25 protein-coding genes are annotated in these 23,372 nt (G+C 44.2%); 22 read left to right on the top strand and 3 right to left on the bottom strand.

Features of this window, described 5'->3' with window-relative positions; genetic code table 11:
• Positions 1-48 precede the first annotated feature (48 nt).
• The 6 genes from CHH58_RS02130 to coaD all read left to right on the top strand — a co-directional run bounded on the left by CHH58_RS02130 (position 49) and on the right by coaD (position 2,855).
• Complete coding sequence (locus CHH58_RS02130; RefSeq protein WP_170937494.1) at positions 49-486, top strand: YlbD family protein; 438 nt, start codon at positions 49-51, stop codon at positions 484-486.
• A 14-nt stretch (positions 487-500) separates the two neighbouring features.
• Positions 501-734, top strand: a complete 234-nt coding sequence (locus tag CHH58_RS02135; RefSeq protein WP_095230991.1) for a YlbE-like family protein — start codon at positions 501-503, stop codon at positions 732-734.
• Between the two features lie 50 nt (positions 735-784).
• The gene (locus CHH58_RS02140) at positions 785-1,222 is read left to right on the top strand and encodes a YlbF family regulator (protein WP_095230990.1); all 438 of its coding nucleotides are present in this window, start codon (positions 785-787) and stop codon (positions 1,220-1,222) included.
• 102 nt (positions 1,223-1,324) lie between these two features.
• Positions 1,325-1,600, top strand: a complete 276-nt coding sequence (locus tag CHH58_RS02145) for a YlbG family protein (RefSeq protein ID WP_095230989.1) — start codon at positions 1,325-1,327, stop codon at positions 1,598-1,600.
• A gap of 197 nt (positions 1,601-1,797) precedes the next feature.
• Positions 1,798-2,382, top strand: a complete 585-nt coding sequence (gene rsmD / locus CHH58_RS02150) for a 16S rRNA (guanine(966)-N(2))-methyltransferase RsmD (RefSeq protein WP_255220245.1) — start codon at positions 1,798-1,800, stop codon at positions 2,380-2,382.
• Entirely contained in the window at positions 2,379-2,855 is a 477-nt protein-coding gene (coaD, locus tag CHH58_RS02155; RefSeq protein ID WP_095261957.1) for a pantetheine-phosphate adenylyltransferase, read from the top strand. Before rsmD ends, coaD begins: the two co-directional genes overlap by 4 nt.
• Here the strand turns inward: coaD and ylbJ are convergent.
• Positions 2,852-4,036 carry a sporulation integral membrane protein YlbJ gene (ylbJ, locus tag CHH58_RS02160; RefSeq protein WP_095231043.1) on the bottom strand — a complete coding sequence of 395 codons (1,185 nt, stop codon included), beginning with the start codon at positions 4,034-4,036 and terminating at the stop codon, positions 2,852-2,854. The genes coaD and ylbJ overlap by 4 nt on opposite strands.
• 180 nt (positions 4,037-4,216) lie before the next feature.
• Between ylbJ and CHH58_RS02165 the strand changes: the two genes are divergently transcribed.
• On the top strand, positions 4,217-5,239 hold the full coding sequence (locus CHH58_RS02165) for a SepM family pheromone-processing serine protease (RefSeq protein WP_095234559.1): 1,023 nt from the start codon (positions 4,217-4,219) through the stop codon (positions 5,237-5,239).
• 35 nt (positions 5,240-5,274) lie between these two features.
• On the opposite strand, the gene CHH58_RS02170 is transcribed toward CHH58_RS02165, so the two are convergent.
• A complete protein-coding gene (locus CHH58_RS02170) occupies positions 5,275-6,462 on the bottom strand; it encodes a nucleotidyltransferase (protein ID WP_095234560.1) in 1,188 nt (395 codons plus the stop codon).
• A 463-nt stretch (positions 6,463-6,925) separates the two neighbouring features.
• On the opposite strand from CHH58_RS02170, the gene CHH58_RS02175 reads away from it, so the two are divergent.
• From CHH58_RS02175 to CHH58_RS02185, 3 genes are all read left to right on the top strand, one after another.
• Positions 6,926-7,441, top strand: a complete 516-nt coding sequence (locus tag CHH58_RS02175) for a YceD family protein (RefSeq protein ID WP_095217513.1) — start codon at positions 6,926-6,928, stop codon at positions 7,439-7,441.
• A gap of 31 nt (positions 7,442-7,472) precedes the next feature.
• Positions 7,473-7,646, top strand: coding sequence for a 50S ribosomal protein L32 (rpmF, locus tag CHH58_RS02180; protein ID WP_095230984.1), 174 nt, complete (start codon positions 7,473-7,475; stop codon positions 7,644-7,646).
• A gap of 129 nt (positions 7,647-7,775) precedes the next feature.
• Positions 7,776-8,252 carry an RsfA family transcriptional regulator gene (locus tag CHH58_RS02185; RefSeq protein WP_095230983.1) on the top strand — a complete coding sequence of 159 codons (477 nt, stop codon included), beginning with the start codon at positions 7,776-7,778 and terminating at the stop codon, positions 8,250-8,252.
• A gap of 21 nt (positions 8,253-8,273) precedes the next feature.
• On the opposite strand, the gene CHH58_RS02190 is transcribed toward CHH58_RS02185, so the two are convergent.
• A complete protein-coding gene (locus CHH58_RS02190; RefSeq protein WP_170937495.1) occupies positions 8,274-8,723 on the bottom strand; it encodes a GNAT family N-acetyltransferase in 450 nt (149 codons plus the stop codon).
• A gap of 160 nt (positions 8,724-8,883) precedes the next feature.
• On the opposite strand from CHH58_RS02190, the gene CHH58_RS02195 reads away from it, so the two are divergent.
• The 12 genes from CHH58_RS02195 (at position 8,884) to murD (ending at position 23,320) form a co-directional block, all read left to right on the top strand.
• A complete protein-coding gene (locus CHH58_RS02195) occupies positions 8,884-9,765 on the top strand; it encodes a 2-dehydropantoate 2-reductase (protein ID WP_095232548.1) in 882 nt (293 codons plus the stop codon).
• Positions 9,762-10,145, top strand: a complete 384-nt coding sequence (locus CHH58_RS02200) for a DUF3397 domain-containing protein (protein WP_095230980.1) — start codon at positions 9,762-9,764, stop codon at positions 10,143-10,145. The genes CHH58_RS02195 and CHH58_RS02200 overlap by 4 nt, the downstream gene beginning before the upstream one ends.
• 34 nt (positions 10,146-10,179) lie before the next feature.
• On the top strand, positions 10,180-11,805 hold the full coding sequence (gene bshC, locus CHH58_RS02205; protein WP_170937496.1) for a bacillithiol biosynthesis cysteine-adding enzyme BshC: 1,626 nt from the start codon (positions 10,180-10,182) through the stop codon (positions 11,803-11,805).
• A gap of 166 nt (positions 11,806-11,971) precedes the next feature.
• Positions 11,972-12,403 carry a division/cell wall cluster transcriptional repressor MraZ gene (gene mraZ / locus CHH58_RS02210; protein WP_038559932.1) on the top strand — a complete coding sequence of 144 codons (432 nt, stop codon included), beginning with the start codon at positions 11,972-11,974 and terminating at the stop codon, positions 12,401-12,403.
• Positions 12,404-12,427: 24 nt separating this feature from the next.
• Entirely contained in the window at positions 12,428-13,387 is a 960-nt protein-coding gene (rsmH, locus tag CHH58_RS02215; RefSeq protein WP_038559935.1) for a 16S rRNA (cytosine(1402)-N(4))-methyltransferase RsmH, read from the top strand.
• 18 nt (positions 13,388-13,405) lie between these two features.
• A complete protein-coding gene (gene ftsL / locus CHH58_RS02220) occupies positions 13,406-13,786 on the top strand; it encodes a cell division protein FtsL (protein ID WP_038559938.1) in 381 nt (126 codons plus the stop codon).
• A gap of 16 nt (positions 13,787-13,802) precedes the next feature.
• A complete protein-coding gene (locus CHH58_RS02225; protein WP_095261959.1) occupies positions 13,803-15,938 on the top strand; it encodes a penicillin-binding protein in 2,136 nt (711 codons plus the stop codon).
• A gap of 83 nt (positions 15,939-16,021) precedes the next feature.
• Entirely contained in the window at positions 16,022-17,956 is a 1,935-nt protein-coding gene (locus CHH58_RS02230; protein ID WP_095230977.1) for a stage V sporulation protein D, read from the top strand.
• A gap of 122 nt (positions 17,957-18,078) precedes the next feature.
• Complete coding sequence (locus tag CHH58_RS02235) at positions 18,079-19,554, top strand: UDP-N-acetylmuramoyl-L-alanyl-D-glutamate--2,6-diaminopimelate ligase (protein WP_249275010.1); 1,476 nt, start codon at positions 18,079-18,081, stop codon at positions 19,552-19,554.
• 2 nt (positions 19,555-19,556) lie between these two features.
• Positions 19,557-20,909: a UDP-N-acetylmuramoyl-tripeptide--D-alanyl-D-alanine ligase gene (locus CHH58_RS02240; protein WP_095230975.1), complete on the top strand. Its 1,353-nt coding sequence runs from the start codon at positions 19,557-19,559 to the stop codon at positions 20,907-20,909.
• A 78-nt stretch (positions 20,910-20,987) separates the two neighbouring features.
• Entirely contained in the window at positions 20,988-21,968 is a 981-nt protein-coding gene (gene mraY / locus CHH58_RS02245; RefSeq protein WP_038559955.1) for a phospho-N-acetylmuramoyl-pentapeptide-transferase, read from the top strand.
• Positions 21,968-23,320: a UDP-N-acetylmuramoyl-L-alanine--D-glutamate ligase gene (gene murD / locus CHH58_RS02250; protein WP_095230974.1), complete on the top strand. Its 1,353-nt coding sequence runs from the start codon at positions 21,968-21,970 to the stop codon at positions 23,318-23,320. Before mraY ends, murD begins: the two co-directional genes overlap by 1 nt.
• The last annotated feature ends 52 nt before the right edge of the window (positions 23,321-23,372 follow it).

A 23,372-nucleotide genomic window follows, 5' to 3' on the forward strand; every position in this document is an offset into this window, starting at 1 on the left:
TCATACATTGGTCAGAGAGGGTATTTATCTGGTTAGGAGATGAATGTAATGTCAGATACGAATTTGCATCCTTCTATTCAGGAATTCAGACAATTTGTTCAGCAGCACCCTAAGCTGATTCAAGAAGTTAGGCAGAATCAGGCAGGTTGGCAGCCATACTATGAAAAGTGGGTGCTGTTGGGTGAAGAGGATCCGAGCTGGCAAGCATATAAAAATGGACAGAATGCAAAAATAGAAACAGAAACAGAAACAGAAACAGAGGTAGAGGCTGAGCAAACAGAAAAGGAATCAGAAGAGACAGGAAAAGAAATGTTCAACAAGGTGATGGGAATGGCAAATCAGTTAGATTTGCAAAAACTGCAGGGCCATATCCATCATTTGAATGGAGCGCTTGAAAATATCAAGCAATTGATCGGGCAATATCAAGGTGTGAAACAACAGTTTCCTTCAAAGAAGAAGACGCCGACATTCTTTCATAAGGACTAAAAGGAGGTAGGGTGATGCGGCAGGAAATCTATCAAAGGCTGCAGCACAGGGAAGAACTGCTCCGTTTTGTCAGACTTCACCCGGTATGGTACCGCACACTTGCGCGTGACCCGAGCACATTCACTGAATTGGAAAAGCAGGCGAATTATTTTTACGGTAAAACTGTTCCGCAGCGTATTGGACAGTTTGGGGATCAACTGAGCATGGTGAACATGCTGATTCAGATGGCAAGAGCAATGCGAGATTAAACACTTTTCATTTCCCTATTATTTGGTATGATAATAGGGGAGGTGGTTCTATGTTTGCAACTATGGAATTCGTTGAGCTTCTGGAGAAGTCCGAGCAATTGGGTGTAATGATCCGTGATTCGGAAGTGATGGCGGCATATAGCTCCGCGCAATCCGCACTCTACCAGAATAGCGATACGAAAGCGAAAATCGACGCATTCACGGCTATAAAGGAACAGTATGAAGAAGTGCAGCGATTCGGCAGATACCACCCTGATTACAGCTTCATCATGAAGGAAATCCGCAGCAAGAAGCGTGAGATGGATATGGATGCCAACGTTGCGGCATTTAAAATAGCAGAGCGTAATCTGCAAAAACTGCTTGATGATATAAGTGCCAAACTCGCCTCAACTGTGAGCGAGAATGTCAAAGCTCCGCGGTCTGGTGCGGCTTTGAAGGACTCTGGCTGCGGCTGTGGAAGCGGCGGCGCCTGCGGGTGTGCTTCCTGACAATATTCCGGTAAGCTTAGGCTTGCCGGTTTTTTTGTGTTGCCCCAAGGGGTCAGGCTTTGCTACACTAAGAAAAAAGCTGTAAAGCGAGGAACATCATTTATGTTGACAAAACGGCAAGGAATCGTCGTATGGTTCCAGCATATGAAGAATATCAAGCAGCTGAAGCGGCACGGGCACCTGGTTTTCGTATCCAAGAAGCTTAAATATGCGATGATATACGTAAACCTGGAAGAAGCAGAAGAGAGGGAAGCAGTATTGAATAGACTGCCATTCGTCTCTAAGACGGCGTTATCATACCGTCCCTTCATCCGTACCGATTTCGAGAATGCGAAACAGGATAAAGCGAAAGAATACGATTATAAGATTGGGATATAAAAAAAGCCTGCAGGGAAGAGCCCTGCAGGCGCCTTTTGTTTCCAATGAAAACAAACAGGCAAAGGGAGAGGAGAAACCGGAGGAAGAGCTTATGGGGAAACGTAAGTCTTCTCCGTGTTCATGAAGCAGCTATTAGCGTGATAGCCGCTTCAATAGTACAGTATGGACCGGCTTAGGTGGGAATATACATCGTTTTTTTGAAGGAGTGGAATGTAATGCGAGTGATTGCAGGAGAGCATAAAGGCAGGGCGTTAAAGGCTGTCCCGAACCAATTGACAAGACCGACGACGGATAAAGTGAAGGAGAGCTTGTTCTCGGTGCTAGGACCTTTTTTTGAAGGCGGAGAATGCCTGGATCTCTTCGCAGGAAGCGGCGGACTTGGGATAGAAGCTTTGAGTAGAGGAATGACACACTGTATCTTTGTAGATAAGCAAGGGAAAGCTGTCGAGACAATCAAACAGAACCTGACAACCTTGAGGCTGACAGACTCTTCGGAAGTATACCGGAATGATGCGCTGCGTGCGCTGAAGGCAGTCGTAAAAAGGGAGAAACAGTTTGATCTTATTTTTCTGGATCCGCCGTATCATAAGATGTCATACGAAGGTCTTCTGGAGCAAATCAGTGAAGCAGGTATACTGGGAGCGAATGGACGAATTGTTTGTGAGCACGATGCGAAGAAGGAACTACCAGAGTTTATCGCTGGACTGCAAGCTGTAAAACAAGATGTTTATGGAAATACTACCGCTATTACCATCTATCAAGCTGCTCGGGAGGATGAGTGATGACGATTGCTATGTATCCAGGTTCGTTCGACCCAGTCACAAATGGCCACGTAGACATTATCCAGAGAGCCGCAGCAATATTTGATAAAGTAATTGTTGCTGTAGCTGTGAACAGTAAGAAAAAGCCACTGTTCAACGAAGAAGAGCGAATGGAGCTTTTGCGGCAATCGGTAAGACATATTTCAAACGTATCCGTTGTTAAATCGGAAGGTCTCACCGTCGATTTTGCCAGAAAACATGATGCGAAAGTTCTGGTTCGCGGACTGCGGGCTGTGAGTGATTTTGAAAATGAGATGCAGATTAGCGGTATTAATAGGCATATAGATCCAGGAATAGAAACTATCTTCATAACAGCAGATTCAGCTTATAATTTCCTGAGTTCCAGTATCGTGAAGGAGGCAGCAAGCTTTAGAGCTGACATAAGTAAGCTAGTACCGCCTCCGGTACAAGAAGCCATCAAGCAGAAATTCTAGTTTAATCGGCGTTTCAGCAGGATTAATGTACCGACTGCAAGCATTATGAGCGTGAATGCAGGACCGAAAGACGAAAGAAAACGAAGCAGCTCCATGGAAGTATCGGGAGCTGTTTTTTCTTGTAAGAAGGTGAGAATGCTTGTTTCCTGATGCTTTGTGTAAAGCGGTCCATAAAGAATAGCTGCTAATCCAGCAGCAATGAACCCATGAAGCAGGCGGGCAAAAAAGTACGGAGCAAATCGGATATCTGTTTCAGCGAGAATACTTGCTACTTGGGCTTGGACAGAAAAACCATTGAATGCAAGAATGAAGCTGACGATAATGATAGGGAAGAAAAAGTTGGATCCTGATGCTTGAGCAATCATTTGGCCCCCCATTGTTATTTCGAATAATCCGGAGAACATTGGGACAACTAATTCAGCAGGAATACCAAAAATACTGGTTAGCAGCTTTAAACCATATGCCAGGGAATCCGTGATGCCTAAGATGAATAATAGCTTATTAAAAACGGAAAACATGATAATGAATCCGCCAATCATAAGTAATGTCTGAATAGAATTTACGACGGCATCTCCAAAAATCTTTCCGAATGGTCTTTTATCAGCCATACGTGTTTCATGTAATTCCCGAAAGGCACGTTTGATCAGTCCCTTTTCCCTAACGTAAGACGAGCGGGGTTCGGACCGGCCGTAGAAACGCATGCAAATACCTACAAGTATATTACCTCCATAATGCGCTGCAGCTAATAGGATGCCAAGCTCTGCTTCCCCAAAAAAGCTTACGGCAATTACTCCAACTATAAAAAGAGGGTTGCTAGCATTCGTAAAAGAAACAAGACGCTCGGCTTCAATCTTTGTCAGCTGTTTTTCTTGACGCAGCCGGCTTGTCAATTTAGCACCTGATGGATATCCGCTGGCCATTCCCATTGCTAGCACAAAACTCCCAACACCCGGAACATTGAACAATGGGCGCATAATCGGCTCGCAGAAAACCCCTATAAAACGGACCATTCCAAACGCAATTAGCAGTTCTGCAGTAATGAAGAAAGGCAGGAGGGATGGAAAAACGACTTCCCACCACATATTCAATCCACGTATACTGGCCTGTAATGATGGGTCCGGATACATAATCAAACTTACGGCCAGCAGCAGTGCAGACCCAGCCAGCAGAACTGATTTCATTTTTTGCACAGAAAATCCCTCCGATTTGTGACAGCTGTACTTCTTGAATTCGAAGTAGTAAACTAAACTTAAATTCAGCCAGTTTGTACAGGCTATCTTAACTATACGCGTGCTCAAAAGGGAAATATGCTTCTTCTTCTGAATAAGTAGAGAAAGCGGGCACAGAAGGGGAACTTGTTGATGAAACAGAATACACGTTATATCTTGTTCGTTATTCTGCTGCTGATCATCGTCTTCTGTTTTTCCGGAATTTACAGAATGCCATATTATGTATACAAGCCGGGTGCAGCAGATGCTCTTGATCCAATAGTTTCTGTAGATGGCAGTGAGAAAAGCGAAGGTGATATGCACCTCGTCACTGTACGGGGCGGACAAGCAACGCCATTTCAATATGTAATGGCTAAAATACTGCCATATCATCAAATCGAAAAACTTGAAGATGTTATACCGGAGGGTGTTTCTGAGGAAGAATACACACAAGCACAGTTAATGCAGATGGAGAGCTCTCAAGAAGCTTCTACCGTCGTTGCCTATGAGGCGGCGGGTGCAGAACTGCAAATCGATTACAAAGGTGTATATGTTGTGTCAGTCGTTAAAGATTTGCCAGCTGATGGCCAGCTCAAGCAAGGCGATCACATCACGGCTGTAGATGACCAGCGAGTAAAGGAAGCAACAGATCTGACAAGTTATGTCACGTCCAAACATGTGGGTGATACCATAACCTTGAAAATAGAACGAGATGACAAACAACTGGAGAAGAAATTAAAGCTTCAAGCACTGCCAGATACCCAGATACCTGGTATTGGAATTACGCTCGTAACCGATCGTGATGTCACGGAAGATCCTGAAGTGACCTTCTCAAGCGGACAAATCGGCGGACCGAGTGCGGGACTTATGTTCAGCTTGGAAATTTATGATCAGCTGGAAGAGGAAGATATGACGAAAGGCTTTCAGATTTGCGGAACCGGCGAAGTAGATTATGAAGGAAATGTCGGCCGTATCGGTGGAATCGACAAGAAGGTTGTAGCAGCGGATAAAGAAGGCTGCGATGTCTTCTTTGCTCCAAATGAACAAGATGCCGAAGATTCAAATTATCAGGTTGCGAAACAAACAGCAGAAGATATCGATACAGCTATGAAGGTTGTACCAGTCAATACCTTTGATGATGCGAAAAAATACTTAGAAGAAATGCCTGCAAAATAATAAAAAGGATGCATCGCTTTGATGCATCCTTTTTATTATACGAATATAGGTGGGGATATCTCTTGTCTGCGTGAAGCGGCAGCAATTTCGGGAGGTAAAATACTGTAATAGGCATCTGCTGCTTGCAGTTCTAAATCAGCAACTGGATGCATGCCGTCCTTCAATTGAGTATATAGGGGAACGTCAAGCTGCTTTTTCCTTGAAGAGAGAAATGCCTGTCCAGTTTTAGTCATGCCGAGAATACGGATATAAGGGCATGCTGCTCCATTTAGATGTTCGTTAATTATGTGCTTTTGAGTATTAGATAATATGTGAACACAAACGCGCTGCAGCCTTGTCCATGTATAGCGTTTCGTTTTAATCAGAGATAAAAACTGTTGGAAATTCAGCGACTGGTTAATATATTTCTTGAAGCGGTATTCCAATCCCTCATCCATTCCATGAATTTGGCATAGTGTTTCAGCCGGGCGAGTTAAGATAAGATAGCGTAAAAGCGGGAAATAGGCTTCCCAGCTGTGTAGTTCTTCCGTTTCCAATAATTCAAACGTCTTTATTGGCACTGCTGCTTTTACTTCTTGTGTCTTCTCGTCTTGCCAAGCAGAGCGGATTGACGTGGCACTTGCAATCGGACCGGTAATAGACTGATCATGATAATCTGCTTGTATACGGCGGATTGTATCTACCTGCATTGTCGTGTTAAGCGCTTCTGCTGCCTGAAGATATGCAAATCCTAAAATATTATTGGGGCTCCTAAGATCGAGTGTGGAGCTGATTCCGGCTAATTCATACGCTGTACCATTCGCTTCAGAATATGATAAGCCTTTATCCAGCTGTTGTTTCAAAATACTCTCAAATGCTGCCTGATTCTTATTACGTTCTTTTTGTGCCTGATGGAACGATTCGATAGTTCCGTTTTCAGAACCGAAGACAAGATGCTCTACTTTCAGTGCATCAAGGATAGATACTGCTCCTTTGGCAAACAAATCAGCATGCTGCACTGCATAAAGGAAGGGCAATTCGACAACGAGATCGACACCGGCAGAAAGTGCCGCTCTTGTACGACTGAACTTATCCAAAATGGCCGGTTCACCTCGCTGTGTGAAATTACCGCTCATTACAGCAATTGTACAATCGCTGCCGGTTAATTTTTGTGCCTGCTGTATATGATAAACATGACCGTTATGTAAAGGGTTGTATTCGACGATGAGGCCGTTTGCCTTCATAAGAAAACTCCTTTCTGTATTTTTTAGTCCTGTCACGGGCTTACTCGTTAGCTTCAGTTTAAACGGTTTCTTCCGCTTTTCGTGTGGTGTCTAGCTACAGAAACCAGAAACTGCGGTATAAGAGATGAATCCCTTTGTGGGAAGGTCACCCACTCCGGGCTCCCTCACTTATCCCTCCGTTTCTAAACGGTTTCTTCCGCTTTTCTTAGGGTGTCTAGCTGCGAAAACCAGGAGCTGCGCCGGAATCGATAAATCCCTACAGAAGGAAGGACGCCTCCTTCCGGGCTTTCTCGTTTCCTTCTCCGCTCCTAAACGGTTTTCTCCGCTTTTCTTACGTGTTATAATAGAAATAATGTTCTTTAGTAAGAATATAGGCTAATTATTGCCTTGGTGTAAAGAAAATATATTGACAAAGCTTCTGTTTTTTTTTACAATTACTTTTGTTGCCATGAGGTGAATTAACGTGAAAATTCCGGTTCAAAAGCTTAAAGCTAAAGGTCTTGAACCTTTCGAATTTACAGAGCAAGTGGATGTGTCAGACATCCAGGGCAAAAATGATATTCGTCGGATTGATCCAGTGAAGGTCAGCGGTCAGGCGACATCGTATGGAAACGATATAACTGTCAAGTTCGCAATAGATGGTAAGATGATTCTTCCGTGTGCGCGTACCCTGGTAGATGTACCGTATGAATTCCATGTTGAAACGACTGAACTGTTTACTTTGTCTCCATATGCAAGCGCGGATGACGAGTCAGAGATTCATCCTGTTGAGGGAGAACTGCTTGACTTGAAACCGTATATAGAGGAAAATATCCTATTGGATGTTCCTTTCCGTGTTTTCTCCGACGATCCGCAGGCATTGGATAATGCCGCGAAAGAAGGAGAAGGCTGGCAGCTTGCCAGTGAGAAAGCACAGCAGGACAAGATCGACCCGAGGCTCGAGAAACTGCAAGCTCTCTTGAAAAAGGACGACGAATAAGCATTGTAACGATTGAAGGAGGTGTAGGACCGTGGCAGTACCTAAAAGAAGAACTTCTAAAAAAGTAAAAAACCAACGCCGTACACACAAAAAATTGCATGTACCTGGAATGGTAGAATGCTCTAACTGTGGAGAACTTTCAAAACCACACCACGTTTGCAGATCTTGCGGACATTACGATGGAAAAGCAGTGGTTGAAGCGTAAGAAAGAAAGACGACATCTGTCGGCAATATTGCCGATAGGTGTTTTTTTATATTCTATCGTCCGTTTTCTAGTCTAGCATTTTTCCCTCTCGCATACATTGATAGCAGAATAGAAGAGGGGGGAAGCGTTTTGAAGAGTACGAGACAAGATGCATGGTCGGATAAAGAGGATGTTTTACTGGCAAATACTGTACTGGATTTTATACAGGAAGGGAAGACGCAGCTGGATGCCTTTCGTGATGTCGCAGTTAAGCTCAACCGTACAGCGGCAGCTTGTGGGTTCCGTTGGAATGCGTCGCTCCGACAATATTATCAAACGGATATCGAAATCGCGAAGCAACAGCGGAAACAACAGCTTCCGGTTTCAGTAAAAGAAGCTACACCAAAGAAAGAGGATAAAGAATCCATCAGTCTGGAAGCTGCAATTGATCTGCTTGAGAAAGTGAAACAGAACTTCCAGGAGCCTAGAAAGGAACCGCAAGAAGAACTCCGTAAACTAGAAGCAGAAAATGCAAAGCTGAAAGATCAGATAAAACGGTATCAGGATGCATGCATAGAAATGGAGAAGCTATGCCGTTGGGTAATCGAGGAAGCTGAGACAAAATAAAAAAGCCCAGTTGGGCTTTTTTCATTTTGACGGCTGCCATGTCATAACGGACAAGTTATCTTCCTTTTTACTGCTGTCCTTAAAATTCAGTCTGGTCCAGAATGCTTCTGAATTTACCCTTGCTTTTGTACGAACTGGTTTGGCAAAGGACTGCACAAATTCAACAAGAGATGAACCAAGTCTATTTCCTTGGTATGCAGGCAGCACTTCCAGTTTGGAGATTTCCACATATCCCTTTGGCGGATAGAATGTATTGTCACGTTGTTCGTTCACAAAGGTGAGCGCCATTCTCGCTGCAAGCTCTTTATCCATGTAAATTCCGTAGAAAAGCGTATCGTCGTCACTTTCGATGAGGCTGAGCCGGAACTCATCCAACATCGAAAGCTCTGCGTTCCCCTGTGCAGCAAAACGTTCGAAATCCTCAGCTGTTTTATAATTCACTGGCAATTTTTCCACTTTAGCAAATGTCATACAGATTCCCCTCTCCGTATTAAAAAATTTCACTGTGTGCCTTATGCTTTCAATATATATGAAAACGTTTACAAATTCAAGCGTTATATTTCTTATATCCATACGGTCTGTTCTTTTGCTAAAATAAACAATTAGGTATAGTACGAATGGGGGAACGGACATGAAAATCAATGTGATCGGCGGAGGAGCGATCGGGTTACTTACAGCCGCCAAGCTCGGCAGGTTTCATGAAGTGCGGCTTTTAACAAGAACGCGAGAACAGTCCGAAAAGATTGCAGTGAAAGGTCTTCATATCGGGAATGAAGTGATAGCGGTGGAGACATTGCCTTCTACGGATTGGCAGGCTTTAGGAAAAGCGGATGTATGGATTGTCTGTGTAAAACAATACAATTTGCCGCCAATTTGGGAAAAGTTGAAGCTGCATGCTAAAGCTGCAGTCGTTTTCCTCCAAAACGGTATGAATCATACGGACTTTTTGCAGGAAGAAGATTTCGATTATCCTATTATCGTAGGGTCTGTCGAACATGGAGCTCTAAGGATAGACTCTCATACCGTAGAGCATACAGGAGAAGCAGCAATTCGCCTTGCAGATCTGACTGACAATTACGCTGAAGTACTTGTGAATCAGCTGCATAAATCCGATTTCCCGTTTTTATTTGAGCAGGATTGGCATGTAATGTTAGGCACAAAACTGATTGCGAATGCTGTGATCAACCCTTTAACTGCAATTTATCAGGTGGAGAATGGTGAGCTGCTGGAACACCCTGCCTTTGAGAAGATAGCAGAGGCGTTATGCAAAGAAGCTGCAGATGCGCTAGGTTTAGAGGAAGAACAGCAATGGGCAAATGTTCGCCGAATCATATATGCTACGAAAGCTAATCTGTCCTCTATGCACAGAGATATACAAGCTGGCAGAATGACTGAGATCGAATCTATATCCGGATACGTCCGAAATCATGCAAAACAAGCCGTTCCTTATACGGATTTTGTCTACTATAGTATACTTGGACTTACGAAACAGCAGGAGAGGACTAATCAATGACGCACTTATTCGCTTACCTTTTAGCGGCAGCAATCACCGTACCGCCGCTTGCTACTTGGATTTATTATTTGATCGCCAGACGGATCATCCATAAAAGACGGAATGCTTTTCTCCATAGCGTGCAAACTACTGCCGTATTCTATATCTTTTCTGTTATGATTATGTTGCAAATCATTTTACAGCATACAGTGATCGGTTATATGATAGGATTCCTTGCGGTATTGTTCATTATGGTGGTGCTTATGCATTACAAGTACCGCGGTGAGATCGTCTTTAAGCATGTGTGGCGCATCTTCCTGCGTATCTGCTTCCTTTTGTTCGGTCCGCTTTACATCCTGCTGCTTGTGGCAGGTGTTATCGTTACATTTATCAGACAGTAATACATATCAGACGTTATATAAAGGAGTACTTAATATGGTAATACAACCAATGAGACTGGAAAGTCCGAACAAATTGGTGACCGATTATCGGGCAGAGCTTCCTTCTATTATGGGGAAATTCGATTTTTCTCCATTCCGACAAGAAAGCTATGCGACTAGACTGGAGGAGCTTGAAGCTCGTGAATTCCCGAGAGAGGCACTAGTTGAACTTCTTCACAAATGTAATAGAGAGTGGGGAGCGGATCAAGCAACGATCCATAATATCGATAAATTAGCTGATTCTAAAACAGTGGCTGTTGTCGGCGGTCAGCAGGCAGGCCTTTTTACTGGTCCTTTATTGACACTGCATAAAATCACCTCCATCATTTCCCTTGCTTCCGAGCAAAGTAAAATACTGGGCACAACGGTCATACCAGTTTTCTGGATAGCAGGTGAGGATCATGACGTCGAGGAGATTAATCATATCTTCCTTCCAAATCGTAACAAACTGAAGAAATTCAAATGGAAACAGCATCAGTCTGAAAAAATAGCAGCTTCTGATATAGTGCTAGACAACGGATTGATGCACGATTTCTTGAAGGAAGTAATAGCTGCTCTGCCAGAGACAGCATACACAAAGGATATTCACTCCACGGTCAGTAATATAATGGACCAATCGGAGACTTTCGTTGATTTCTTCGCGAAATTCATACATTTTCTATATAAAAATACAGGTTTGGTACTTTTGGATTCCGGTGATCCGGAACTGCGGCAAATAGAACGCCCATTTTTCCGGGAGTTGATTAGCAAGCAACAGGAGATAAGTCAAGGCGTTTATGGAGCGTCTCAGGAACTTCAGCAGATGGGCTACGCAGATGTGTTAGGCGCAGAATCTGAAGATGCTAACCTGTTCTGTTATATTGACGGTGAAAGAACACTGCTTATGCGTGACAGCGAAGGCAAGTGGCGAGGCAAGGCTGATGAAGCAGTCTTTACAGAAGAAGAACTGTTACTTATAGCGGAAACAGCGCCGGAAAGACTCAGCAATAATGTCGTTACGCGTCCGCTCATGCAGGACTATCTCCTGCCGGTGCTTGGTTTCATTGCCGGCCCTGGAGAAATCGCTTATTGGGCGAATCTTAAACCAGGCTTCCAGGCGGTTGGCTTTAATATGCCGCCTGTCATGCCGCGTCTGTCCTTCACGATGCTGGACAGCAAAACAGAAAAGCTGCTCGGCCGTTATCGTCTTAGCCCTGAAAAAGCTATTGCTTCCGGTGTCGAAACGGAAAAGATCCATTATCTTGCTGCACAGCAGCAGCCTCCAATTGCAGTTGTATCCGAGCAAGTGAAACGAGCCATGGCTGATTTACACGCACCATTGCGGCATAGTGCCGCATCTATAGCTGATGATCTTGGCAGCCTGGCAGAAAAGAACCTTCGTCATTTAGAGGAGGATATTGATTTTCTGGTCAAGCGAATGGAAGCCAGAATAAAAGAACAGCATAGTGTGGCATTATCCCACTTTGACCATATCCAATGTACGCTTCACCCAGAAAATGGACTGCAGGAGCGGACATGGAGTATATTTTCAATATGGAATACGCATGGAGTGGAGATTTGGCACGAATTAGCGCAGAAAAGCTATGATTTCACCACCCCCCACCATATCGTAACGTTATAATGAAACAGAAAACGTGCATGGTCGACGACCATGCACGTTTTTTTGTGCACAAAACTCCGAAAAAGCGCTAGGCAAGGGAGAAAATGCTAATAAAAAGTGTGAATATTGAGGTGGTGAAATGTGGGGCGATGTGGTACTATGAAAATGGAAAGTGGGGGCGGAGTCTATGTTCATGGGGGAATTTCAGCACACGGTCGATACAAAAGGACGTATTATCGTACCTGCCAAGTTCCGAGAAGACTTGGGGGAACGTTTTGTACTGACCCGGGGATTGGACCAATGTCTGTTTGGATACCCTATGGAGGAATGGAGACTCCTAGAAGAAAAACTAAAAAAGCTGCCATTGACCAAGAAGGATGCCCGTGCATTCACTCGCTTCTTCTTTTCAGGAGCAGTCGAATGTGAACTTGATAAGCAAGGGAGAATCAATATCCCTGCACCGCTCCGGAAATATGCGAAGCTGGAAAAAGACGTTGCCATTATTGGTGTGTCTGGCCGGATCGAATTCTGGGCGGAGAGCGAATGGAATTCCTATTTTGATGAATCTGAGGAATCTTTTGCTGAAATCGCTGAAAATATGCTTGATTTCGATATTTGATGGCAGTCGAAAGGATGTAAGAGCTTGTTTGAACATTATAGTGTGCTGAACAGAGAGACAATTGAAGGACTAGCTGTGAAGCCAGAAGGTACATATGTGGATTGCACCCTTGGTGGAGGCGGTCACTCCGAAGTGATTTTGAAGCAGTTATCTGATAAAGGTAAACTGTATGCGTTTGACCAGGACAAGCAAGCGATCGAGGCCACAGCTGCAAGATTAGCGGAGTATGGCGATCGAATCGAATATATCCAGGCAAATTTCCGAGATCTGAAAAGCGAATTAGAGGAAAGAGGCGTCACGGAAGTCGATGGAGTTGTATTCGACCTCGGTGTATCCTCACCGCAGCTAGATCAGGCAGAAAGAGGATTCAGCTATCAGCACGATGCGCCGCTTGATATGCGCATGAACCAGCATCAGGCGCTTTCTGCCTACGAGGTGGTTAATACGTGGTCTTACGAGCAACTTGTGAGGATTTTCTTCCAATATGGAGAAGAGAATTTTTCCAAGCAAGTTGCAAGAAAAATAGAGAAAAGACGAGAAATGAAACCGATTGAAACAACATTTGAACTTGTGGAAGTGATCAAGGAAGCGATTCCTGCACCAGCAAGAAGAAAAGGCGGCCATCCGGCCAAACGGATTTTCCAGGCAATCCGGATTGCGGTGAATGATGAATTACAAGCTTTCCGGGACGCGCTGCAGCAGACAGCAGAGATAGTTGCAGTCGGAGGAAGAGTTTCAGTCATTACCTTCCACTCGCTGGAAGACAGAATGTGTAAGCAGGCATTTAAATCATGGAGTACACCGCTGCCGGTTCCGCGCAATATCCCGATTTTGCCGGAAGATAGTAAGGCGCCGTTTGCTCTTATTACGAGAAAGCCGATATTGGCAAGTGAAGAGGAACTGGAAGATAACAGAAGATCCCGTTCCGCAAAACTCCGCGTAGCAGAGAAAATAAAACCGTGGAGTCCTAAATTCGAATTCTAATACAGGGGAGGAATAAGCTTGAGCGCAGAACGTGCAAGAAGCTGGCAGCAGAGCAGTCCGGCACAAAGACCGCAGCAGCAGCCTAAACGACAGGTAAAAGTAAAAGTTAATAAGAAAACGTGGATTACGCCGGGAGAGAAGGTTCTATATGCCGTTTTCAGCTTAGTTATCTTGGCTGCAGCAGCTTATTTCGTCACCTTCGCAGCTTCCACGTATAACGTCAACCGTGACTTGGAAGCACTGGATTCCGAAATCAGCCACCAGCAGGTTGCCAATAAAGATCTGACTTATGAAGTGAAAGAATTAAGCAAGCCGGAGCGCATCATTGATATCGCGCGTGATGCAGGTTTGAAGGTACAAAGTGCAAAAGTAAAAGAAGCAAACAAAGTCTCTGAATAAGAAAGGTACTGTCAATATGAAAAAGAACAAGACGACACAAAGAATGGCGATGTTTCTGTTATCTGCCTTTGCCTTGCTCTTTCTTGTCTTAGCTGGACGTTTCTTGTTCATCCAGGCATCCGGTGAAGTTGCCGGAGTCAATTTAAAAGAATTCGCGGAAAGTAAGCGGACCGACTCGTATACGCTCGAAGCAACGAGAGGGAAGATACTGGATCGCAATGGAATGGAGTTGGCTTATGATCAGCCAACTTATTCTATTTATGCGATTGTTAGTGAAAAGTATTCCGCGGATAAGGATCACCCGATCCATGTGACAGATGTGGATAAGACAGCAGAAGAAATAGCGAGTATCATTGAAGCTGATCCTTCAGACTTAAAAGAACGTCTTCAAAAAGGCATTGATGAAGGTCTATGGCAAGTGGAGTTCGGATCCGCAGGAAAAGGATTATCGCAAGATCAAAAGAAGGAAATCGAAGAACTTGAATTGCCGGGGATTCAATTCACAGAAGAAGCAAAGCGCTTCTATCCAAATGGTACTTTTGCTTCACAAGTAATTGGTTTAGCACAGCGGAAAGACGGATTAATCACTGGTATGACAGGTATTGAACAACAGCTCAATGATCAACTTGCAGGTAAAAACGGTAATATTTCATATGAGCGGGATGGTTATGGTTTTAAGCTTTTGAATCCAAATGAGGAAGTTACCGCAGCTAATGACGGTGATAATGTATATCTTACGATTGATCAGAAGATCCAGACATTACTGGAGGATACACTCACTCAAGTGGATAAAAAGTGGAATCCAAAGAAAATCAGTGCAGTCGTCATGAATCCAAAAACAGGTGAAATTGTAGCGATGAGCAACCGTCCAAGCTATGATCCAAATAATCCGGAAAATGTGGAAAACTGGTACAACGACGCCATTTCCAATCCGATGGAACCAGGATCGACTATGAAGATGTTTACTGTTGCGGCGGCTATAGAAGAGGGAAAGTGGAATCCGGATGAAAAATATAAATCCGGAGTATATAAAGTTGATGATGAGACGAAGTTCAGTGACTGGGATACTGGTTGGGGTGAAATTAGCTACTTAGAGGGGATTCAAAGGTCCTCAAACGTTGCGGTTTCAAATATTGTTGCGAATAAGATTGGTGAAGATACCTTCTTGGAATATTTGAAGAAATTTCATTTCGACCAAAAGACTGGTATAGATTTGCCAGGAGAAATAGCTGGAACAATTCTGTACAATTATGAGGCGGAGAAAATCAGTACATCTTTTGGGCAAGGATCTACTGCTACGCCAATCCAAATGATTACTGCTGCAAGTGCTATTGCCAATGATGGTAAAATGGCGACACCTCATATCATTGATAAAATTTTTGATCCTGATACGAAGAAAGTAGTTGAGCAGAAGAAAGCAGAAGTTCAAGCGGAACCGATTTCGAAAGAAACAGCTGATGAGACTTTGAAGATTCTTGAGTCTGTCGTAACATCTAAACATGGTACAGGTAAACCATATAAATTGGATGATTATAGTGTGGCTGGAAAGACGGGTACAGCCCAGATTCCAAATTCGGAAACCGGCAAATATATGACTGGGAAAGAGAACTATCTATTCTCCTTCCTTGGCATGGCACCCGCTGACGATCCGGAATTAATTATGTATGTTTCTGTGCAGCAGCCTGAATTAAGCGCTACAGAGACAGGCAGCGAACCTGTTTCCTTCATCTTCAAAAATGTAATGGAAAACGCGCTGCATTACATGGATATCAGTCCGGATCAAGCCGACGAAAAAAATGAAGTTTCTGAAAAACGAGTTCCAGATATTGAAGGTATGTCTACTCGTGCAACGAAGAAAGCCTTAGAAGATACTGGCATGGATGTAGTTGTTGTCGGTGAAGGAGATAAAGTCTCCACAACGAGTGTTGAAAGCGGTCAAACCGTTCTTGAGGGTGAACGTGCAGTCATCGTAACGGATGAACCAACGATGCCTGATATTAATGGGTGGTCCATGCGTGAAGTGCTTGAATTGGGAGAACTGCTCCAGCTGGATGTTGAAACAATCAATAGCGGCTATGCCAAGACACAAAGTATCAAAAAAGGAACGAAACTGAATAAGAACGACTATCTTGCTGTCGAATTCTCGACGTAAGAAAACCGGACAGTGGTCTATCCGCTTGCCAACCGTCATAACATGGATACAAGCCTACCTTTGTATACGAGGGAGAGATTTGTTTGAAGAGAGTATCCAATGTTACGATGCGCAAGCGGTTGGTCACTGTTTTTGTTTTGGCTTTTATCGTGTTCCTGGTTATCGGAATCCGATTAGCATACGTCCAGTTCGTCTTAGGTAAGGACTTGGTGGACAAGGCTGAGGATTCCTGGAGCAGAAATATCACATTTGAGCCTGAAAGAGGGAAGATACTCGACCGTAATGGGGATGTGCTGGCAGAGAATGTGTCTGCACCGACTGTCATGGTCGTACCACGTCAGATCAAGGATCCTGACAATACAGCAGAGAAGCTAGCAGAAATTCTTGGGATGGAAAAGGACAAGGCGTTGCAGCATGTGACGAAGAAAGCATCTATCGAAAGGATTCACCCTGAAGGACGAAAAATTTCTGAGGAGCAAGCAGAAGCAATTCAGGCGCTGAACATGGAAGGCGTCTATATTGCCAAAGATTCGAAACGGCACTATCCAAATGGTGATTATCTGTCTCATGTACTTGGCTTCAGTGGTATAGACAACCAGGGATTAATGGGTCTGGAGGCATACTACGATGAAGAACTGAGCGGAGAATCGGGGAGCCTGTCGTTTTTCTCTGATGCAAAAGGACATCGTTTGGAAGATATGGCTGATGTCTATTCGCCACCGTCGGATGGTCTGGACCTTCAGTTGACGATTGATTCTGATATCCAGACAATTATTGAGCGGGAACTGGATAATGCAGAAGCAAAATACAATCCGGACGGTGCGATAGCATTGGCCGTAGATCCAGATTCAGGTGAAATCCTGGGAATGTCCTCGAGACCGTCATTTGAACCGGAAAATTACAATGAAGCCGATCCTGATACGTATAACCGGAACTTGCCGATTTGGAGTTCCTATGAGCCAGGTAGTACTTTCAAGATCATCACACTCGCTGCCGCATTGGAAGAGAAGGTGGTTGACCTTGAGAACGATCATTTTCATGATAGTGGTGCAATAAAAGTGGATGGTGCCACACTGCATTGCTGGAAACGCGGCGGACATGGTGATCAAACATATTTAGAAGTTGTACAGAATTCCTGTAACCCGGGATTTGTGTCACTAGGACAGAAACTCGGAACGGATCGCCTATTCTCATATATTAAGGATTTTGGCTTCGGTGAGAAAACTGGTATCGATTTGCAAGGGGAAGGAAAAGGTATTTTATTCGACCCCACAAAGATCGGGCAGGTAGAGACAGCTACCACCGCTTTCGGACAAGGTGTTTCCGTGACGCCTATTCAGCAAGTGATGGGTGTATCAGCTGCTATAAATGGAGGTTATTTGTATAAGCCGCACATCGCAAAGTCGTGGAAGGATCCAGTTACCGGTGATGCGGAGACAGCCACCGAGACAGTCATGAAACGACGGGTAGTGTCAGAGGATACATCCGAACAAGTCCGTCATGCACTAGAAAACGTTGTAGCAAAAGGTACAGGTCGAGGAGCCTATCGCGAAGGATTTCGAATTGGCGGCAAAACGGGAACAGCCCAGAAAGTGGGAGCAAACGGAACATATATGGACAATAATTATATTCTTTCCTTTGTGGGATTTGCACCTGCAAATGACCCGGAAATCGTCGTCTATGTTGCAATCGATAACCCGAAAAACACGATTCAGTTCGGTGGTAAGGTTGTTGCACCGATTGTAGGTACTATTCTTGAGGACAGTCTTCGTTCGATGGGAGTAAAACCGCAGACGGACGGTTTAGAGAAATCGTACAGTTGGCCGGAAGAACCGCCGGCAGAAGCACCTGATTTTGTCGGTATGAAAAAGCGAGAACTGACAGAATATTATACAACGCTGAATCTGGAATTGAGCGGAAGTGGCGAGTATATTATCGATCAGGAACCAAAAGTTGGCACAAAGATGGAGGCAGGATCGACTATCAGGCTGTATTTATCCGAAAACCCGCCTGAATAAATCGGATGAACCATTCCTGCGGACATAAATTCTGGTATAATGGGGAAAGGTTTTTACGCCTCAATCAATCAAAATAAATATAACTTTGCATTTTGTAAGGATAAATGAAGGACGTGGCAACTTTGAAACTAGCAGTACTTTTATCCGCACTGCCTTTCTATGAACAGCAGGCGGCTCATGATCAAATCGATATTACCGGTATAACAATCGATTCCCGGGAAATTAAATCTGGCAATCTATTCATATGCATAGACGGAGCTGTAGTCGACGGACATACGTTTGCCAGACAGGCCGAGGAGCAAGGGGCGGCGGCCATTTTGGCCGAACGTCCGCTGGATGTATCCATTCCAGTTATACTAGTAAAAGACACACTTCGCGCTATGGCTCCATTAGCGAATGCTTTCTATGCTCATCCTTCGAAAGATATGCGGGTAATCGGTATCACTGGTACCAATGGCAAGACGAGCATGACATATTTACTGGAAAGTATATTCCGTGCTAACGAGGAAGCTACTGGTGTGATTGGTACGATTCAAATGAAGATCAAGGACGAGACGTTTCCAGTGAAGAATACGACACCGGATGCGCTGTTCCTTCAAAAAGGATTCCGGAAGATGGTTGATCAAGGAGTCGATACAGCTGTCATTGAAGTATCTTCTCACGCTTTGGACATGGGAAGAGTGCATGGCACCGATTTTGATATCGCTGTATTCACGAATCTCTCTCAGGATCATCTTGATTATCATGAAAGCTTTGAGGATTATTTCCATGCAAAAAGCCTTTTATTCTCTCAGCTAGGTAATACCTTTGACTCAGAACATCCGAAATACGCAGTAATCAATACAGATGATCGTTATGCAGAAGCATTGACTAAATCAACTGCACAACCAATTTGCACGTACGGGATTGATAAGAAAGCAGACATTATGGCCAAGGATATTCAGCTGGCTTCCAATGGTACTACTTTCTTGCTTCAAACACCGAAGGGCGAAGCGAGAATTACAAGCAAACTGATGGGTAAATTTAATGTTTATAATATGCTTGCTGCCGTAGGAGCGGCTATGTGCAGCGGTATTCCGTTTGAGACCATTTGCAGCACATTGCAGGAGACGACTGGCGTAGCGGGCCGGTTTGAGCCTGTCATGGCTGGACAGTCATTTGGAGTAATTGTAGACTATGCACATACACCAGATTCGTTGGAGAATGTCCTAACGACGATAAAATCATTCGTGAAGGGCAGTATAATAACTGTAGTAGGTTGTGGCGGTGACCGCGATAAGACAAAACGCCCGCTTATGGCAGGAAAAGCTGTCCAGTATTCTGATACATCTATCTTCACTGCAGATAATCCGCGTTCTGAGGATCCGCAAGATATTCTTGTGGACATGGTCCAAGGATTGGAATCCGATCAGTATGTAATCGTCCCAGACCGAGCGGATGCAATTCAGCGTGCCATCGAAATCGCTGGAGATGATGATATCGTCTTGATAGCGGGTAAAGGGCATGAGACATATCAAATCGTAGGAAATCAAGTACTTGATTTCGATGATCGTCTTGTTGCAGCAGAAGCCATCAAAAGAGCGGGATTAGGAGAATGACCATGCTATTTTCAAGTGATTTCCTATATGATGTGTTCCCAGATGCAACGAAGCAGCAGGAATTCATCATTGCAGAAGTGAATACCGATAGCAGAAAAGAAGCGCCAGACAGTTTATTTGTCCCAATTAGGGGAGAACGATTTGATGCACATGCTTTCATTGAGCAGGCAGTATCACAGGGGGCAGTTGCTTCCTTGTGGGACAGATCATTACCGATTCCGGAAGCTGCTTCGAGTATTGTGCTTTTCCTGGTTGATGATACGCTGGAAGCATTACAAAGACTAGCTAAAGTGCATCGCGAAGCAATTGATCCGATTGTTGTCGGCATCACCGGTTCGAACGGTAAAACGACTACAAAAGATCTAGTTACTAGCGTTTTGAAAGAGAAATATGAAGTGCTGGCGACCAAAGGCAATCTAAATAATCATATCGGTTTGCCGCTCACTGTATTATCTATGCAACCTTCCTGTGAAGTGCTTGTTTTAGAAATGGGTATGAGTAACTTCGGTGAAATCGAGCTATTGTCGCACATTGCGCAGCCGGACTATGCAATCATTACAAATATCGGGGAGTCGCATATCGAATTCCTCGGTTCAAGAGAAGGCATTGCCAAGGCAAAGAGTGAGATTACAGCTGGCTTAGCTCAAGATGGCGTGTTGATTATTGATGGAGATGAGCCTCTACTTGGGTTCCATCACAATAAAGAGACAACGATCACGTGTGGCTTTGAAGAGTATAATAAACAGCAGCTCAAGATTGAGCAGACACTTGATGCAGCTACTGCTTTTTCAGTGAACGGTGAAAATTACACATTTTCTTTGCTAGGTGCGCATAATGTACGGAATGCAGGCTATGCAATCGTGCTCGGAAAAGAGCTGGGTGTCAACCAGCAGCTAATCCAGCATGCATTGCATACTCCGTCAATGACAGGAATGCGTATGGAACAGCTTGCCGGGAAGAATGGAAGTAAAATTATCAATGATGCATATAACGCTTCTCCAACTTCGATGAAAGCAGCCATTGGAACAGTACAGGGCTTGCCGTTTGCCAGACGTATTCTCGTGCTTGGTGATATCTATGAAATAGGGGCCGAATCCAAACGCTATCATCGGGACATTGCAGAAGCTATCACCGCGGATACTACGCATGTATTTACGATTGGTGAGGATGCAGATGAAATTACCGATGCATTAAAAGACACACCAATCACAGCCGTTCACTTCCGCGACAAGGAATCCTTGGCTGAGGCAGTGCTGCCATTGCTGCAACAGGATACAATTGTTCTGCTGAAAGCATCACGCGGCATGAAGCTTGAATCCATACTTGACACAATCGCTGTTATGGAAGAGAATTAATAGCTGGTAATTAGAAACATGGCGCCACTGGCGCCAGTAATACACTGGACGGGTGCTTTTTAAAGGAGGAAAACATCAATGAACGTGGCATTATTACTTGTGACAATTGCAGTAGCATTCATCGTCACCGTCCTTATTTCTCCAATAATCATACCATTTCTGCGCAGGTTGAAATTCGGTCAGAGTATTCGTGAGGAAGGACCAAAATCCCATATGAAAAAGTCGGGTACACCGACGATGGGCGGCGTGATGATCATGATCAGCATTGTCGTATCTACATGGATCATGCATGCAATAGGCAATATCCATATTAGCTTGGAAACGTGGCTGCTATTATTCGTATTAATCGGATACGGCTTGCTTGGATTCCTGGATGACTACATTAAAGTGGCAATGAAACGTAACCTTGGATTAACGTCCAAGCAGAAAATGATTGGCCAGATCATTATTGCAATCGTTTTTTATGCACTGCTTCGATACAATGATTTCGGTACATACATACAGATTCCGGGAACATCGATTCAGTGGGACCTCGGATGGGGTTATTTCTTCTTGATTCTTGTTATGCTTGTCGGGGCATCCAATGCTGTCAATTTGACAGATGGACTGGATGGTCTCTTGGCAGGTACTGCTGCGATTGCATTCGGAGCTTTTGCTGTGGTAGCGTACTATGACGTACAACAGACACAAATTACAGTATTCTCATTGGCGGTAGTCGGAGCTTTGCTAGGATTCCTTGTATTCAATGCGCATCCTGCAAAGGTATTTATGGGAGACACAGGATCATTGGGACTTGGCGGCGCAATTGCAGCAGTGGCCATCCTTACTAAAATGGAAATTTTGCTGATTGTCATCGGCGGTGTTTTCGTTATCGAGACACTCTCAGTAATGATCCAGGTCATTTCCTTCAAAACGACCGGAAAACGGGTATTCAAAATGAGCCCGCTTCACCATCACTATGAATTGTCCGGTTGGTCGGAATGGCGTGTTGTAACGACATTCTGGGCTGTAGGACTATTATTCGCTGTCATCGGTGTTTACATGAAGGTGGGATTATGATGAGTGATTTTGAAACCAAATTCCCATATCAGAACGTACTTGTACTAGGTTTGGCCAAGAGTGGATTTGCTGCTGCCAGCACATTGCTTGCCCACGGACGCAATGTTCGGGTTAGCGACCTGAATGCATCCAATCAAGAAGAACTGGTCCAAATCTTAGAGAAAAAAGGCGCTCAAGTGAAGCTTGGTGTGCAAGAAGTAGAACTCTTGGAAGAAATAGATGTCTTGATCAAGAACCCAGGTATTCGTTATGAAAATGTGATTGTACAAACAGCAATGGAAAGAAATATTCCAGTGCTGACAGAAGTCGAACTTGCTGGCTTGCTTCATAAAGGCACTTTGATCGGTATTACCGGATCAAATGGTAAGACTACGACGACAACGCTTGCTTATGAGATGCTAAAAGAAAGTCAAGTAAGTACCTACGTAGCGGGGAATATCGGTACAGCCGCATCCGAAGTTGCCGACAGGACAACAGAAGATGACCGGCTTGTTTTGGAGCTTTCATCTTTCCAGCTCCAAGGTATTGATCAGTTCCGTCCGAACATAAGCGTTATGCTTAACATTTTTGAAGCACATTTGGATTATCACCATTCTCTTGAAAACTATGAACAAGCAAAAGCGAATATTTTCCGTAATCAAGATGCAGGCGACTATCTTGTTTATAATGCGGAAGATGAGCGGCTTCGTGACATTGTCAAAGCAGCAAAAGCAACACTTGTTCCTTTTTCTGGTTCAAGAAAGCTGGAAGACGGTGCATGGTATGATGATACACATGTATATTTCAAAGATGAACCGATAGCTGCATTGAAAGACATCTTGCTTGTCGGAGGCCACCAGCTGGAGAATATACTTGCTGCTGTCGCTGCTGCTAAGCTAGCCGGAGCAACTAATGAAGGTATTCAGCAAGTATTGAAGACTTTTTCAGGCGTTGAGCATCGGCTGCAGTATATCAAGCACATTAATGGCCGGGCGTTCTATAACGATTCAAAAGCTACTAATATATTGGCAACTTCCAAAGCATTATCATCGTTCGATCAGCCGATCATCCTGCTTGCAGGCGGTTTAGATCGCGGTAATACGTTTGAGACACTTGTTCCATTTATGGAACATGTGAAAGCATTGATCGTCTTTGGTGAAACAGCTGAAAAATTGCGAGAGACTGCTTATATGGCTGGGATCGAGCTTATCGAACATGCGAAGGATGTCAAAGAGGCAGCTGAAATTGCTTATCGCATCTCTGAAAGCGGCGATGTGATTATGCTGTCTCCAGCATGTGCAAGCTGGGATCAGTACCGTACATTTGAAGAAAGAGGAGACATGTTTGTTGAAGCGGTGCATACCTTAGAGTAGGGGCTTGTCCTGCTCAGCCGCTTCGCTGCATGCGGACCCCCAATTCCAATCT

Origin of the sequence: Terribacillus saccharophilus (assembly GCF_002272745.1) — a bacterium.
In the GTDB taxonomy this organism is placed as follows: Bacteria; Bacillota; Bacilli; order Bacillales; family Amphibacillaceae; genus Terribacillus; species Terribacillus saccharophilus_B.